Raw genomic sequence first — 15327 nt, 5'->3', positions numbered from 1 at the left:
ATTTTTTAGCGTAACTTGTTAATATAGCTCTTTCCCATGAATCCTTCTGAACTTCGCTCCACTCTGGCCTTAGCAGGCATCTTTGGCCTTCGTATGCTGGGCCTGTTTCTGCTTTTGCCGGTCTTTAGTATTCATGCGCAGGGTCTACCTGGTGGCGAACAGGCCTTTTGGGTGGGTTTGACCCTCGGAATATTCAATATTGTGCAGGCCTGTTTTCATATCCCCCTGGGGCGTTTATCTGACCGAATTGGCCGCAAACCAGTGGTTTTATGGGGCCTTTCCTTGTTTATTGCCGGCGCCTTGATCTCTGCTGCTAAGGATGATTTGTTATGGATTGCCATTGGGCGAGGCGTCATGGGGGCTGGAGCGATATCAGCCGCAGTTTCTGCATGGGTTGCCGATCTTACGCGTGAACAAGTGCGTACGCGGGCTATGGCTTTGGTGGGAGGCAGCATTGCACTCTCATTCGCGCTATCTTTGGTGATTGCTGCGCCAATTTATAAAGTGATTAGCCTAAGTGGAATGTTTGTTGTATTGGCGATTCTTGGGGTGATAGCAATGGTTGTGACGTATTACGTCTTACCAAGCACTCATCCTGAAGTCCAAGTTCAGCAAGCTTCCTTGAAGGAAGTATTTTTTCGTCCTGAGTTGATGCGCTTGAATGTTGGTGTATTCGTATTGAATGCAACCCAGGTGGCGATGTTCTTAGTGGTGCCGCGTTTACTAGTGCAAGCAGGATTGCCCTTGGCTTCGCATTGGGAAATTTATCTCCCAGTCGTTTTGCTATCTTTTTTCTTTATGGCACCTCTTCTGATCTTTGGTGAAAAGAAGCAACAACTTCGCACCACCATGCTTGTTGCAATCGTATTGTTACTCATTGCTGAATTTTTATTTACACACAGCTCCTCAATTACTTCAATTGCAATTGCTTTGTTAGTTTATTTTGTGGGATTTAACTTACTGGAAGCATTACAACCATCCTTAGTATCTCGATTTGCAAAGGAATCAAAGGGAACAGCCCTAGGTGTTTACAACACCACACAATCGATCGGTTTATTTGCTGGCGCTGCTGTTGGAGGTTATTTGATGGATAGCCACGGTGATTTATCGGTCTTTATGACGGGGGCGGTCCTCTTAGTGTGCTGGCTTATAATTGCCTGGTCGATGCGCGAATTGCCAGCAAAGACGCAGCCGTAGCTTCATTTAATGAGTTCAAGCAAGTAATTTTTTAGCAGTAATAACAGCAGCATTTTTCTTCGGGAGACAACATGGCTTCGGTAAATAAAGTCATCATCGTAGGTAACGTAGGACGTGATCCAGAAACGCGTTACATGCCAAGCGGCGACGCCGTTACAAACATTTCAGTAGCAACATCTGATCGCTACAAAGATAAGCAAACTGGTGAAATGAAAGAAACCACAGAATGGCATCGTGTTGCATTCTTTGGCAAGCTTGCAGAAATCGCTGGTCAATACCTCAAAAAAGGTTCACAGGTATACGTTGAAGGTCGTTTGCGGACTCGTAAATGGACTGACGCTAGTGGCCAAGAAAAGTATTCCACAGAGATCGTTGCAGAAACAATGCAAATGCTTGGTGGTAAGCCAGTAGGCGGAAGTGGTGACGGTGGCGAGAGCTATAGTCGCTCAAAGCCGGCTGAACAGTCCGCGCCTGCAGCTTCAAACGCTGCATCACTAGGCGCAATGGACGACGATATTCCGTTTTAAAGCACACATACGACTGTTTGTGTAAAGCGTGATCCCCAAGGCCCTGTATAACAGGGCCTTTTTATATCAAGCTCCAAAATTTCTGCAGCACTTCAGAGCATCCCTTTGCTGAAAAGCTTGAGCATTTCTAGTGCTGCACCGGGCTTGGCCTTGAAGTCTTTAGGTTTGAATCCGAACTGAAAATATGGAGCATATTTAGGAAATTGGGCGACATCTGCTTCAGAGAGTTGGCGATAGCCCATGCTCCAATCAGAAAAGTGTCGCTCATTTATCTCTTCTTGCGTCAAGATGAGGATATTGGTGTGCCGGAGATCACGACAAATTCGTTGGTAGGTCTCACGAACCTGTTCTTTTGTACCCTCAAGTACCTGCAAAAAATTACCACCTGAATAAAGCAACATGCCAGAAATGTCATTTTCCCGGTTGTGGCGAACGGCTGACTCGAGAATGGCTGCGAGTTGGGTCTCATCTCGGTTTACCAGATCGCTTACATAAATCAATTGTGTAATAGTCATTTCAAGACTCCTTTCTTCAGCGGTCCGCGCCAGCTAAATGTTTACGAACTTCATGCCGACTCGATAAGCGCGAGGGCCTTGAGTGCTTCATCGAACTGGTATTGATCAATGAAGCGTGCAATTACCTCCAATGCCGGAGTGGGGGGAGCGCCACTTAGCCGCCGCAATAACTCATTCACTAAATCTTCAGCTTCCTGATCACTGTCCATTAACAGTATTCGCAGACGCTGGAGATCTGCGGCAAGCACCAGGGGCTCCGAGTTCACTGACTGCGCAACGTTCAGTGACTGTTGGGATCCGGCAGAGTCTATCCAGCTCCGAAGACCAGCGGTAACCTGGTCAAGTGCTACCTGCACAGGGAGTAGTGCCTCATGAATTTTCTGTGCATCAGCGCCGTTAGCGCAAATCCTCTCCAACATCTCCGCAGCAAGTTGTAGTTCCGCCGCGCCTAGGTTGCCAGCATTGCTCTTAAGCGTGTGCGCCATGCGCGTAGCTGCAGAGGAGTCGGGATCATGCTGAGACTTCTTAAATTGGTTTACAAAGTCAGACTGGGTTTGCAGGAAGCTTATTGCTATTTTGCGGTATAGCATTGGGTTGTTCATAGTCCTGGCTAGCCCCTCTTGCAGGTTGATCCCCGGCAATGGAGGTATTTCACTAACTAATAGTGCGTCTTGTAGCAACGGTTGTTTTGGCTCTACGGATTCAGCGCTTCGGACGCGTTTAGCTGGAGACAACGGCTTATTTTGCTGCACGGCATCACGGCATCTTCCAGGTGTCATCCAGCGACCAATCGTGGCAAACATTGCTTGTACGTTTATGGGCTTGGAGATATAGTCAGACATCCCGGCCTCAAGCACCTTCTCACGATCGCCAAGCATTGCGTTGGCCGTCATTGCAACAATTGGAAGTCCCTCGTAGCGCACATCTTCGCGAATGAGTCTGCTTGCGGTGTAGCCGTCCATCACCGGCATTTGACAATCCATGAGTACGCCGTCGAACGCCGCGTCAGCGCCTAGAATGTTCAGTGCAATCTGACCATTTTCAGCCAATACTACTTCAATGCCTGCTTGACCCAATAGCTCCTTGGCAAGCTCCTGATTCATCTCGTTATCCTCAACCAGCAATAGGCGCAATCCACTGAGCGATCCTGCCATGGATTCTTCATCTGCAAGATGGCTTGCTGTGTCGCTATCAATGGCACTGTCAAGCTTAAAGGCTTGCGCTAACACGTTTGCCATGGTCTGTAACATTACAGGCTTATTCAGTACGGTGTCCAGTTGCACACCGCTTGTCTTGGCCGCACTCAAGGCCTCGTCACGACCATAAGCGGTGACCATGATGATTGCTGGCGTGTTATTTCCAGTTAACTGTTGTAAGCGCCGCACCGTTTCAACCCCGTCTAGCGTTGGCATTTGCCAATCAATCAAGACCACGTCATAGGACAATCCAGTTTCTAGGGCTTGTTGAATCTTTATCAGTGCCTGAGCTCCGTCTCGGACCTCATCAGTCTTCAGTCCCAACTGTCGCATCATGCTACCCAAAATTTCGAGCGCTGCTGGATTGTCATCAACAATCAGAACTCGCTTGCCAAACCAAGTATCAGGTGAGATCGTAATCGAGCGCGTATTCTCATGCTGAACTCCAAATCGGGCAATGAAGTGAAATGTGGAGCCCTTCCCATACTCACTCTCCACCCAAATACGTCCCTGCATCTGTTCGATCAGGCTCTTGGAAATGACTAACCCGAGTCCAGTGCCGCCATACTTACGTGTTGTGGATGCATCCGCCTGACCAAAGGATTGAAACAATCGTTCGCATTGCTCCGGTGACATGCCAATACCTGAGTCGTGAACACTTACATGCAACTCGATTTGACCTTCGGGCAGGCCCTGTGTCAAAGAACGCTCGATGCGCACAATGATTTCGCCGCTGTCAGTAAATTTCACTGCATTGCTGCTGAGGTTGATTAGTATCTGCCCCAGCCGTAACGGATCACCTATCAGCTTAGTGGGAACATCGCTTGCTATATCAAATAACAGTTCTAAACCCTTGTCATCAGCACTCAAGCCCACCAGATTGGATAGATGCTCCATCACATCTTCAAGTTGAAAATCAACAGATTCCAGGGACATCTTGCCTGCCTCGATCTTGCTGAAATCAAGGATGTCGTTAATGACTGCTAAAAGATTTATTCCTGAGCGTTGTACTCGCTCTATATATGTGCGCTGCTGCTTGGTTAGCTGAGTTCTGAGGGCCAAGTGACTCATGCCAATAATGGCGTTCATTGGCGTGCGGATTTCATGACTCATATTTGCAAGGAACTCGCTCTTTGCTTGTGTGGCGTTTTCGGCGGTTTGTTTAGCTCGCAGAACCTCAGCGGCCTGCTCGCGCATTTGTGTGTTCTGAATATCCAGCTCGTCATATTGCAGTTTGAGCAGTTTGTCGGCGCGCGCAACAATTGCAAGCAGGCAAAGGTAGAGCAGCAGAAAAATACCAATCAGAAAAAACAGTAGCTTAAGCGTACTCTCTTTGAGGGTTGCTAATGACTCAGTAATATCGGAATAAAGCTCGAACACCCCAACTACGGGCCCATCTGGCGTCAATCGAATGGGAATGTAGGAGGAAACGACATCAACGTTTGTAACCGTGCCCTCGGTAACACTCATTTCGCCACGATGTGTCAACTCATTCATTTGCTGCCCTTGGAGCGCAGAATTGAAGCCAGAATTGTCCTTTTTATCTTGACCAATCTCCTTCAATACTGATGAGTACACAGCAAGCCCGGAGGGGTTGTAAGCCTTAATCTTTAATACTTTACTTCCGCTTGACAGCTGGTAAATCAACGCATTGAGTGATTTCGTCGTTTCGCTCTCGCGGCGTTCGCTCGGAGATAAGTCTGTCTGGAGTAGAAATTCACCATATATCGGCCAAACTGTGTTTGCATAAGCTTTAGCAAGTGCTTCATTGTGTTCGCTCGTAACACGCGTTCGTTCTTCCACCTCACTATAAAAGTAGGCATAGCACAGTGGCAGTGCGATCGCGAGCATGAGAATCCCACTAGCGATCGAAAAGTAGCGCTTAAGGTGAAAGTGTTCGCCACCAGATTTGCTATCGTTTAACATTCTGATTTCTACCAAAAGAGTCCCTCATATCCATATGCTATGTCCTATAGGATTACTTCGCTGTTGATTTAACTTGCCCGTATTTGACAGGTTAATCTGAGTTAGATCACCCACAAGCAAGTGCATAGTCTATTTACCGTTTTGTGATGGGATCTGCTCTAGCTTATCCCGTTTCTTGTCGAGATCCTCATCGCTGTCTGTATATCTCAATGCAATTCGCCGGAACTCGTCGTCGATAGATAAGAAGGCCTCTACGATATCGGGATCAAAATGGGTCCCAGCTGAGTCTGTAATGATGGCTATGGCTTCCTCGTGCGTCATACCTTCTTTGTAAACCCGCCGACTAATAAGAGCGTCATAGACGTCAGCTACTGCCATCAGCCGCGCAGAAATGGGAATATCGTCGCCACTAAGACCTTGTGGATAACCGCTACCATCCCACTTCTCTTGGTGACAATACGCAATCTCTTTGGCGATCTCTAAAAAACCGACCTGTGTGCCTAAAGAATTCTCGGCGCCTTGCAATGCATCCCTTCCCAAGGTTGTGTGGGTTTTCATGATCTCGAACTCTTCAATCGTCAGACGTCCAGGTTTTAGGAGGATGTGATCTGGGATACCCACCTTGCCGATGTCATGAAGTGGGGCAGACTTAAAAAGCATGTCGATGCCGTCATGCGTCAGGTAATCGCGAAAACGCGGGTGTTGACGCAAAGCCTCAGCCAGAGCCCTGACGTAATACTGGGTTCGTAGGATATGGTTACCTGTATCCGAGTCTCGGGTCTCAGCCAAAGATGCCATTGACAAGATAGTGACGTCTTGAATGGCAGTAAGCTCAAGGGTGCGTCGTTGTACCTCAGCATCTAAAAAGTCATTTTGGTTGCGGATGAAATCGCTTGAGGCCTTGTTTTCAATCTGCGTCTTCACGCGCGCTAAAAGTACCCGTGGATTGACTGGCTTTGTCACATAGTCTGCTCCACCAATCTCGAGACCCTCGCTCTCGTCTTGATCTGAAGATAGTGCCGTCAGAAAAATGATCGGAACATTTTGTGTCAGTGGGTCTGACTTCAGTAATCTGCAGACATCATATCCAGACATGCCAGGCATCATGACGTCAAGGAGGATTAAATCGGGAGTTGAGGGTCCACGTGCTATGGCTAGCGCTTTCTCCCCGTCGGTGGCTATCTTAACGCGGTATAAATCCTTGAGAAGCCCGCCTATGAGCTTGAGGTTGTCGGGCGAGTCATCCACTACGAGAACGGAAGAGCGGCGCATCAGATCAATGGCTTTATTCAAAATTTTGTCCCAAATACATGTGCTTTGTAGTTATCACAGCGCCCAACACGCCAGATTGCACTTCACTTCTATGGCGTATCGCACCCTTTTGCAGATACTAAATGATATTGAGAAGTTAAGGAATTGTCCGCTTGAATAAACCTTAATATCATGGCAATAAAGCAACTCTCTTGACCTTGAGGGGCTGTTGCGGGCGTGACTGGTGAATTGTGATTACTGTCTTGCATGCCGAATATTATCCGGCCAAGGTGAATTGTGATCGGTACGAAATGGATTAATATCCAAACCGCCACGTCTTGTGTAGCGCGCATACACCGATAACTTCTCTGGTTTGCACTGGCGCTTAATATCGGTAAAGATGGTTTCAACACAATGTTCATGAAACTCGCCCAACTGTCTAAAGCCAATTAGGTAGCGCAACAAGCCTTCTTCTAGAATGGGTCTTCCTTGGTAACGAATTTGCACACTCGCCCAATCTGGCTGTCCTGTAACAGGGCAGTTTGATTTAAGCAGGTGTGACACTAAGCATTGTTCAATTGGGCCAAAGGATTCGTTTACGCCCAAGAGGCTCGGGTCTGCTGGTAAGTGGGGATCAATCTCGATATCAAGGCGATCCATCAAGATGCCACCCATTTCTTGCATCCCTTTTTTAGAGATTGCTTCAGTTGGGTTGATGCGAGTGGTGATTTTGCTGCCAGCGACCGCTGATAAATCTGTAATGAGGCGTTCTTTAACTTCGTTCTCGTCCTCAAAGCGAGCGCTGTTGAGGCTATTGAGATAGAGCTTGAAAGATTTAGACTCAATCATGTTTGGAGAGTCTGCAGGAATCTGAAACTCTGCCAATGCAATTTGTGGCTTACCTTTTTTATTGAGCCAACTGAGCTCAAAGGCATTCCAAATATCAACACCAACAAACGGTAATGCCTGATCTTCTTTAAGCCCTAGCTTCTTGCGGTTCTCCATTCTGGGAATTGGAAATAGCAAGCTTGGATCATACCGATCTGGGTATTGCGATGATTGTCCGAGTGGGATTGTGGCCATTATGATTACTTGCTGTGTAACTAGTTTTTAGGTTTATTAGATACACCTGATACGACGTGACCTGTTGGTGCAACCGAAGCCGCAGATTGGCAGTGACCAGTTTGATCATCAAAGAAAAAATCGGGTTCGAATTCTCGTAAGAACTCGCTCTTCGATAAGCCACCCAAGAACATCGCTTCATCCACATCAATACCCCATGCCATCAGAGTTCGAATAGCGCGCTCATGTGCTGGTGCAGAACGTGCGGTGACTAGCGCAGTACGAATGCGCATCCCATTTTCACTAGTAGAGCGTTGTAGTCGGTGGAGCGCTTCTAGCAAGGGTTTGAAGGGTCCTGGTGGCAATGGAATGTCCACCTTTTTACTCTCATGATCTACAAAAGCCTCAAGCCCTTTTTTCTGAAAGACTTGTTCTGCTTCATCAGAGAAGAGAACTGCGTCTCCGTCAAATGCAATGCGAATTTCGTTTGGATGAGACTCTGCAGTTTTGCTGGACTCTGGATATACCCTTGCAGCTGGGAAGCCCGCATCAATAGTGGCTCTCACATCATCTTCATTAGCAGACAAGAAAAGATTGGCATGAAGTGAGCGCAGGTAATGGTAGGGAGGGCGGCCTCTTGTAAATACACCACGCTCTAGATGTAGCCCATGGTGCTCAGCAGAGCGGAATACGCGCAAACCACTGACGGGATCATTACGAGAAAGGATGACTACTTCTACGCGTTGCTCACCTTCTTCATTAAAGGCTAAGAGTTTCTTTACTAAGGGAAACGCTACACCTTTTTGAGCTGCCTCACCGAGCCGCTCAAGCTGTAATTTCATATAAGCGCTGTCATCACTGGATTCGAAGATGCGATTCTCTTCCTCGAAATCAAACAAGGCGCGCGATGAGATTGCGACAACGAGTTTTCCGGTGAGTGTGAAAGACATCTGATGTGTTACATTTTATTTAAGAAAGAGACGATAAGCGGGATTGTTGCTTTCATCCCAGTGGGGGTAACCCAATTTCGCTAAAAAGGTCTGGAATTTTTTCTGCTCATTCTTCGGAACCTGAATACCAACTAGGATGCGACCATAGTCTGCGCCATGGTTACGGTAGTGGAATAAGCTGATGTTCCAGTTAGGCGCCATGCTGGTGAGGAATTTCATCAAAGCACCTGGACGCTCTGGAAACTCAAAGCGGTAGAGTAATTCATCTTTAGCAAGTGGGGAGTGACCGCCAACCATATGACGTAAGTGCGACTTTGCTAATTCATCATGAGTGAGATCAATGGTTGCAAACTTTGCTTTACGGAAATGTTTCGCAATTGCTTCGCTATCACCTGCTTTATGCGTACTGATGCCAACGAAGATGTGCGCTTCACTCTGATCACCAATACGGTAGTTAAATTCAGTGACGTTGCGCTTGCCGAGTAGCTCACAGAATCGTTTGAAGGAGCCGCGCTCCTCAGGGATGCTTACTGCAAATACCGCTTCACGGAACTCACCAACGTCTGCACGTTCTGCCACAAAGCGCAGACGGCTAAAGTTCATATTGGCACCGCAAGCTACTGCTACTAAAGTTTTTTTCTTGACGCGTTTCTTTTCAACATACTTCTTCATGCCTGCGATAGCTAAAGCCCCAGCAGGCTCAAGGATGCTACGGGTATCAGTAAAGACATCATTAATTGCTGCACAAATTTCATCGGTATCGACAGTGACTATTTCATCAACCACTTTTTTGCAAATGCGAAATGTTTCTTTACCAACCAATTTCACTGCAGTGCCATCTGAAAAAAGACCAACATCTTTCATCTCGATGCGTTTACCTGCTTTAAGAGATTGATTCATGGCATCGGAGTCAGAAGCTTGAACGCCAATCACTTTAGTCTTTGGACTTACTGCTTTGACATACTCACCAATACCAGCAATCAAACCACCACCACCAATAGCAACAAATACGGCATCAATTGGTTCTTGATGTTGTGCAAAAATTTCTTGGGCGATTGTTCCCTGTCCGGCAATCACATCTGGATCGTCAAATGGGTGAACAAAAGTCAGACCCCGTTTTTTACCCAAGAGCTCTGAATGTTTGAATGCATCACTGTAAGACTCACCGTACAGGATGATTTCAACCCAAGAACCACCTCTAGCTTTTACCGCATCAATTTTGACGCTCGGGGTAGTCACCGGCATCACGATGACGGCTTTGCATTTCATTTTGGCTGCAGAGAGGGCAACGCCTTGGGCGTGATTGCCTGCGGAGGCTGCAATAACCCCGCGCTTTAAGGCTTCTGCGGGTAAATGGGCCATTTTGTTATAGGCACCACGCAGTTTGAAGGAGAAAACCGGCTGGTTATCTTCTCTTTTCAGAAGAACTTGGTTGCCCAAACGTTTGGTGAGTTCGGGGGCGAGCTGGAGCTCGGTTTCTCTGGCTACGTCATAGACGCGAGCCGATAAAATTTTCTTTAAATAGTTCGTTGCCATCCAATGAGCGTACCACGGATGGCCCCTAAGCCCTTAAATTTGCAAGGGTTTATAACTTTGGGGAGCAGCTTTCACCTTTTCCTGCCACTATCAGGTTCGCTCAATTAAAATGCTTATTTATCAAATATGTTGCTATGAATGCCCCATTAGCTTTGAACCAGTTGTTGGATGCTGAGGCGGGTTCCCCCCGTCTGCGTGAAATTCCCTACAACTACACCTCCTTTTCCGATCGTGAGATTGTTATTCGCTTGCTGGGCGAGGAGTCTTGGCGCGTTCTGAATGACTTGAGGGGCGTCCGTCGGACCGGCCGCTCTGCGCGTATGTTGTTCGAAATATTGGGCGACATTTGGGTGGTTCAGCGCAATCCCTTTTTGCAGGATGACTTGCTCGATAGTCAGACTCGTCGCAAACAATTAATTGATGCTTTATGGCATCGCTTGGGTGAGGTCAAAAAACGGAATAGCGGCGATTCGGTCGAGCAAGTAGAAATTTTATTAAATGCCGCTTATCGCGCTATTGAAAGTTTTCAAAACGGCTTTAAAGAAGTTGAGCAAATTCGTAAACGCGCTCGCAAAGAATTAGGCCGTCACACTGCTGCTGACAACATTTGTTTTGATGGTGTCTCACGTGCTGCGCACGTAACAGATGCAACTGACTGGCGCGTTGAGTTTCCACTAGTAGTGCTGAAGCCTGATTACGAATCAGAAATTCCTGGCTTGGTAAAAGCCTGCGTGGAGCTAGGCCTCACCATCATTCCTCGTGGCGGCGGCACTGGTTATACCGGTGGCGCGATTCCGCTATATGCCATGTCTGCAGTGATTAATACTGAGAAGTTGCAAGATATCAGAGGCGTGAAGACGAAGCATCTGCCTGGCCTTGACCATGAAGTGGCTACTATATTTACGGGAGCGGGCGTTGTAACCCGTCGTGTAGCTGATGCTGCAGAGCATGCTGGGCTGGTGTTTGCGGTTGATCCTACATCTGCGGACGCAAGTTGTATCGGCGGCAATATCGCCATGAATGCTGGTGGTAAAAAAGCAGTACTCTGGGGCACTGCTCTTGATAACCTTGCTAGCTGGCGTATGGTGGATCCACAAGGCAATTGGTTGGATGTTGAGCGTCTTGAACACAATCTTGGCAAGATTCATGATGTTGCATTAGTACGTTTTCAATTAACTTGGTCTGATGGGAATAGTGAGCCTGGCCAACGTATTCTGAAAACAGAATTATTAGAAATTGAAGGTAAGCGTTTTCGTAAAGAAGGTTTAGGTAAAGACGTTACCGATAAGTTTTTATCTGGATTGCCTGGTGTACAAAAAGAAGGGTGCGATGGATTAATTACCAGCGCAACTTGGATCTTGCATCGCATGCCAAAGTACATGCGTACTGTTTGTCTTGAGTTCTTTGGGCAGGCGCGCGAGGCAATTCCAAGTATTGTCGAGATCAAAGCTTATCTTGATGGTTTAAGCAAGCAAGGTGGCCCGATTTTGGCTGGCCTTGAGCATTTAGACGATCGTTATCTGCGCGCAGTTGGCTACTCTACAAAATCCAAGCGCAATAGTCTGCCAAAAATGGTGTTGCTTGGTGATATTGCTGGTGACAACGAAGAGGCAGTTGCGGCTGCAACTAGCGAAGTAGTGCGCATGGCAAATCTGCGTGTTGGAGAAGGCTTTGTTGCGGTCAGCGCAGAAGCACGCAAGAAATTCTGGTTAGATCGCGCACGGACGGCTGCTATTGCTCGTCACACCAATGCATTTAAGATCAATGAGGATGTCGTGATTCCCTTGCCGCGTATGGGCGAGTACACCGATGGCATCGATCGAATCAATATTGAGCTGTCCCTCAAAAATAAATTACAAGTATTGGATGGCCTTGAAGCCTTCTTGAAAAAGAGCGCTTTGCCTCTGGGTAAGAGTGATGCTGAGTATGAAATCCCAACTGCAGAAATCTTGGGAGATCGTGTTCAACAAGCCTTAGAGCTGATTTCCAGAGTACGCACCCGTTGGGCTGATTGGCTCACGCAAATGGATACTTGTTTCCCGCAACTACAAAACTACAGTTTGCGTGCTTCATGGAAAGAGGAAGTGCGCTCTGAGCTACGCATTATTTTTGGCGGTCTAGCATTCGAGCCTATTCTTACTGAGCTTGAGGCAATTCATAAAAATATTCTACGCAAGCGTGTCTTTGTTGCTTTGCACATGCATGCTGGTGACGGTAATGTACATACCAATATTCCAGTGAACTCTGATGACTATGAGATGTTGCAGGATGCACATCGTGCAGTAGATCGCATCATGAAATTAGCCCGCTCATTAGATGGCGTGATCTCTGGTGAGCATGGTATTGGTATTACTAAGCTTGAGTATCTGACTGAAGCTGAGTTAAAAGATTTCCGAAGCTATAAGAACCGCGTTGATCCTGAAGGCCGCTTTAACAAAGGCAAGCTGATGCCACATGCTGACCTGAGTATGGCCTATACGCCTAGCTTTGGTTTGATGGGGCATGAGTCCATCATCATGCAGCAAAGTGATATCGGGGCGATTGCCGATAGCGTAAAAGATTGTTTGCGTTGCGGTAAGTGCAAACCAGTATGCGCAACACATGTACCACGTGCAAATCTTTTATATAGCCCACGTGACAAAATTTTAGCTACTTCATTGTTGATTGAAGCTTTCTTGTATGAAGAGCAAACCCGTCGTGGCGTCTCGATTCGTCACTGGGAAATGTTTGATGATGTAGCAGCGCATTGCACTGTTTGTCATAAGTGCTTAACACCTTGTCCAGTCAAGATTGATTTTGGTGATGTGACTATGAATATGCGCAACCTCTTGCGTAAGATGGGTCAGCAACGTTTTAATCCAGGAACTGCAGCATCGATGTTCTTCTTAAATGCGACAAGCCCAGAATCTATTCGCATGGCTCGTAAGACCATGATTGGCTGGGGTTATAAGCTGCAGCGCCTTGGAAATGATGTTCTGCGTAAGTTTGCAAAACAGCAAACAGCCCACCCTCCAGCAACAGTAGGTAAGCCAAGCGTTAAGGAGCAGGTCATTTTCTTTGTCAATAAGAAGATGCCAGGTAATTTGCCCAAGAAGACTGCGCGCGCATTGTTGGATGTTGAAGATGCAAACTATGTGCCCATTATTCGAGATCCGAAAACTACTTCTGCAGATACTGAAGCAGTGTTTTACTTCCCTGGCTGTGGTTCTGAGCGTTTATTCTCTCAAGTCGGCTTAGCTACCCAAGCAATGCTTTGGAATGTGGGTGTACAAACAGTATTGCCACCAGGTTACTTATGCTGCGGCTATCCACAGCGCGGTAATGGCGATTTTGATAAAGCCGAGAAGATGATTACTGATAACCGCGTGTTGTTTCACCGCGTTGCCAATACTCTGAACTATTTAGATATTAAGACGGTCGTTGTTTCTTGCGGCACTTGTTATGACCAATTAGCTGGTTACCAGTTTGAACAGATTTTCCCGGGTTGCCGCATTATTGATATTCATGAATTCTTGGCAGAAAAAGGGGTCAAGCTATCTGGAGTAACGGGTGTGAAGTATATGTATCACGATCCTTGCCACTCTCCAATGAAACTACAAGATCCTTTGAAGACGGTGAACGAACTAATTCAGTTGGAAGATGGTAAAGCGATTGCGAAGAATGATCGTTGTTGCGGCGAGTCTGGAACCTTGGCGGTTACTCGTCCAGATATTTCTACACAAGTACGCTTCCGCAAGCAAATTGAAATGGAAAAAGCTGCCAATGAGCTACGCAAAGATGACTTTACTAGCGCTGTCAAAGTGCTCACCAGTTGCCCATCTTGCTTGCAAGGCTTAAGTCGCTTTGATGCCGATAGTGATACCACTGCAGATTACATTGTGGTTGAAATGGCTCAAAAATTATTGGGTGATAACTGGATGCAAGACTACGTTACCAAAGCAAATCAAGGTGGTATTGAAAGGGTCCTCGTTTAATGATTCCAAGTAATATTGTTGTTCATCAGCAGTCTAAAGTTCTGGAGCTTTCTTATGAGAATGGCTCTACCTACCGTTTACCTTTTGAATTATTGAGAGTGCTCTCTCCTTCGGCAGAGGTGCAAGGTCATGGTCCCGGGCAAGAGACTTTGCAAACTGGAAAACGTGACGTTTTAATCGCCAGTCTTGAGCCTGTTGGACATTACGCACTAAAGCCCAGTTTTTCTGATGGCCATGACTCAGGTCTTTACTCTTGGGACTACTTGCAATATTTATGTGAGAACCAAGACGAGTTATGGAAAGAGCATTTAAATAAGTTGGCTGCTGCCGGTCTTGATCGTGATGCACCCATGGGTCAAGCTGGCCACTCTTGTGGAAGTCACTAATGAGTAAAACTCACTTTGGTTATCAAAGCGTTGATGAGGCTGAAAAAGCCGGCAAGGTTGCTGAGGTATTTCATTCGGTAGCTAGTAAATATGATGTGATGAATGACTTCATGTCTTTTGGCTTACATCGTGTATGGAAAAAAATTACCATCGCCCGAGCAAATGTTCGCCCTGGACAAAAGATTCTCGATATCGCCGGTGGTACTGGCGACCTCGCAGCCGCATTTGCAACAGCAGCTAATTGGGGTAGTAATCCCGATGCCCAAGTTTGGTTGAGTGATATTAATGCATCTATGTTGGGTGTTGGACGTGATCGTTTGTTGGATCGCGGTATGGCTTTACCTTGCGTTCAGTTCGATGCCGAAAAGATTCCATTTCCAAATAATCATTTTGATGTTGTCACCGTGGCATTTGGTTTACGCAATATGACTCATAAGGAAGTTGCTCTTGGCGAAATGTGTCGCGTGATCAAGCCCGGTGGTCGGGTATTGGTGCTTGAGTTTTCAAAGCCTGATGCCTTTTTGCAGCCTGTATATGACACTTATTCCTTCAAGGTTTTGCCTTGGCTGGGTGAGAAGATTGCTCAAGATTCGGAAAGCTATCGCTATTTAGCGGAATCCATCCGGATGCACCCAGACGCAGAAACCCTCAAAGAAATGATGTTAGGCGTGGGTTTTGATGAAGTAGAAACCCATAGGATGACTGGGGGTATCGTTGCCTTACATATTGGTATTAAATACTGATAGTTGTATAGTTTTTAAGTTCTTAAAAACTAACGCAGTTAAGCAGTTCTAAGAAGGGATCAAA

The 15327-nt window shown here is 46.7% G+C and carries 11 protein-coding genes; 5 read left to right on the top strand and 6 right to left on the bottom strand.

The window, feature by feature from the left end; all coding sequences use genetic code 11:
* Nucleotides 1-36 precede the first annotated feature (36 nt).
* Nucleotides 37-1197, top strand: a complete 1161-nt coding sequence (locus B6A14_RS00980) for an MFS transporter (RefSeq protein ID WP_087908612.1) — start codon at nucleotides 37-39, stop codon at nucleotides 1195-1197.
* 71 nt (nucleotides 1198-1268) lie between these two features.
* On the top strand, nucleotides 1269-1724 hold the full coding sequence (gene ssb, locus B6A14_RS00975; RefSeq protein ID WP_068319607.1) for a single-stranded DNA-binding protein: 456 nt from the start codon (nucleotides 1269-1271) through the stop codon (nucleotides 1722-1724).
* Between the two features lie 92 nt (nucleotides 1725-1816).
* Here ssb and B6A14_RS00970 read toward each other — a convergent pair whose 3' ends face one another.
* The 6 genes from B6A14_RS00970 to ilvA all read right to left on the bottom strand — a co-directional run bounded on the left by B6A14_RS00970 (nucleotide 1817) and on the right by ilvA (nucleotide 10160).
* The gene (locus tag B6A14_RS00970) at nucleotides 1817-2239 is read right to left on the bottom strand and encodes a BLUF domain-containing protein (protein WP_087908611.1); all 423 of its coding nucleotides are present in this window, start codon (nucleotides 2237-2239) and stop codon (nucleotides 1817-1819) included.
* A 50-nt stretch (nucleotides 2240-2289) separates the two neighbouring features.
* A complete protein-coding gene (locus B6A14_RS00965; RefSeq protein WP_161491100.1) occupies nucleotides 2290-5082 on the bottom strand; it encodes a response regulator in 2793 nt (930 codons plus the stop codon).
* Nucleotides 5083-5490: 408 nt separating this feature from the next.
* Entirely contained in the window at nucleotides 5491-6633 is a 1143-nt protein-coding gene (locus tag B6A14_RS00960; protein ID WP_087908887.1) for an HD-GYP domain-containing protein, read from the bottom strand.
* Nucleotides 6634-6867: 234 nt separating this feature from the next.
* Nucleotides 6868-7695 carry an NADPH-dependent 7-cyano-7-deazaguanine reductase QueF gene (queF, locus tag B6A14_RS00955; protein WP_087908609.1) on the bottom strand — a complete coding sequence of 276 codons (828 nt, stop codon included), beginning with the start codon at nucleotides 7693-7695 and terminating at the stop codon, nucleotides 6868-6870.
* Between the two features lie 20 nt (nucleotides 7696-7715).
* The gene (locus tag B6A14_RS00950) at nucleotides 7716-8624 is read right to left on the bottom strand and encodes a 5'-nucleotidase (RefSeq protein ID WP_087908608.1); all 909 of its coding nucleotides are present in this window, start codon (nucleotides 8622-8624) and stop codon (nucleotides 7716-7718) included.
* A 15-nt stretch (nucleotides 8625-8639) separates the two neighbouring features.
* Nucleotides 8640-10160: a threonine ammonia-lyase, biosynthetic gene (ilvA, locus tag B6A14_RS00945; RefSeq protein ID WP_087908607.1), complete on the bottom strand. Its 1521-nt coding sequence runs from the start codon at nucleotides 10158-10160 to the stop codon at nucleotides 8640-8642.
* Nucleotides 10161-10294: 134 nt separating this feature from the next.
* Between ilvA and B6A14_RS00940 the strand changes: the two genes are divergently transcribed.
* From B6A14_RS00940 to ubiE, 3 genes are read left to right on the top strand one after another with little or no spacing between them, the layout of a single operon-like run.
* Nucleotides 10295-14134: a DUF3683 domain-containing protein gene (locus B6A14_RS00940; RefSeq protein WP_087908606.1), complete on the top strand. Its 3840-nt coding sequence runs from the start codon at nucleotides 10295-10297 to the stop codon at nucleotides 14132-14134.
* Nucleotides 14134-14520 carry a gamma-butyrobetaine hydroxylase-like domain-containing protein gene (locus tag B6A14_RS00935; RefSeq protein ID WP_087908605.1) on the top strand — a complete coding sequence of 129 codons (387 nt, stop codon included), beginning with the start codon at nucleotides 14134-14136 and terminating at the stop codon, nucleotides 14518-14520. Before B6A14_RS00940 ends, B6A14_RS00935 begins: the two co-directional genes overlap by 1 nt.
* Entirely contained in the window at nucleotides 14520-15263 is a 744-nt protein-coding gene (ubiE, locus tag B6A14_RS00930; protein WP_087908604.1) for a bifunctional demethylmenaquinone methyltransferase/2-methoxy-6-polyprenyl-1,4-benzoquinol methylase UbiE, read from the top strand. The genes B6A14_RS00935 and ubiE overlap by 1 nt, the downstream gene beginning before the upstream one ends.
* Nucleotides 15264-15327 lie beyond the last annotated feature (64 nt).

The sequence above is a fragment of the Polynucleobacter hirudinilacicola genome (assembly GCF_002192535.1).
GTDB lineage: Bacteria > Pseudomonadota > Gammaproteobacteria > Burkholderiales > Burkholderiaceae > Polynucleobacter > Polynucleobacter hirudinilacicola.
The sequence above is the reverse complement of the archived record's forward strand: the minus strand, read 5'-3'. Positions and strand labels throughout refer to the sequence as shown.

What these genes read in the sequence shown, in the direction of transcription:
- B6A14_RS00940 (WP_087908606.1), top strand. Translation starts at nt 10,295, where the DNA reads ATGAATGCCCCATTAGCTTTGAACCAGTTGTTGGATGCTGAGGCGGGT.
- ilvA (WP_087908607.1), bottom strand. Translation starts at nt 10,160, where the DNA reads ATGGCAACGAACTATTTAAAGAAAATTTTATCGGCTCGCGTCTATGAC.
- B6A14_RS00970 (WP_087908611.1), bottom strand. Translation starts at nt 2,239, where the DNA reads ATGACTATTACACAATTGATTTATGTAAGCGATCTGGTAAACCGAGAT.
- B6A14_RS00935 (WP_087908605.1), top strand. Translation starts at nt 14,134, where the DNA reads ATGATTCCAAGTAATATTGTTGTTCATCAGCAGTCTAAAGTTCTGGAG.
- B6A14_RS00950 (WP_087908608.1), bottom strand. Translation starts at nt 8,624, where the DNA reads ATGTCTTTCACACTCACCGGAAAACTCGTTGTCGCAATCTCATCGCGC.
- queF (WP_087908609.1), bottom strand. Translation starts at nt 7,695, where the DNA reads ATGGCCACAATCCCACTCGGACAATCATCGCAATACCCAGATCGGTAT.
- B6A14_RS00980 (WP_087908612.1), top strand. Translation starts at nt 37, where the DNA reads ATGAATCCTTCTGAACTTCGCTCCACTCTGGCCTTAGCAGGCATCTTT.
- ssb (WP_068319607.1), top strand. Translation starts at nt 1,269, where the DNA reads ATGGCTTCGGTAAATAAAGTCATCATCGTAGGTAACGTAGGACGTGAT.
- ubiE (WP_087908604.1), top strand. Translation starts at nt 14,520, where the DNA reads ATGAGTAAAACTCACTTTGGTTATCAAAGCGTTGATGAGGCTGAAAAA.
- B6A14_RS00960 (WP_087908887.1), bottom strand. Translation starts at nt 6,633, where the DNA reads ATGCGCCGCTCTTCCGTTCTCGTAGTGGATGACTCGCCCGACAACCTC.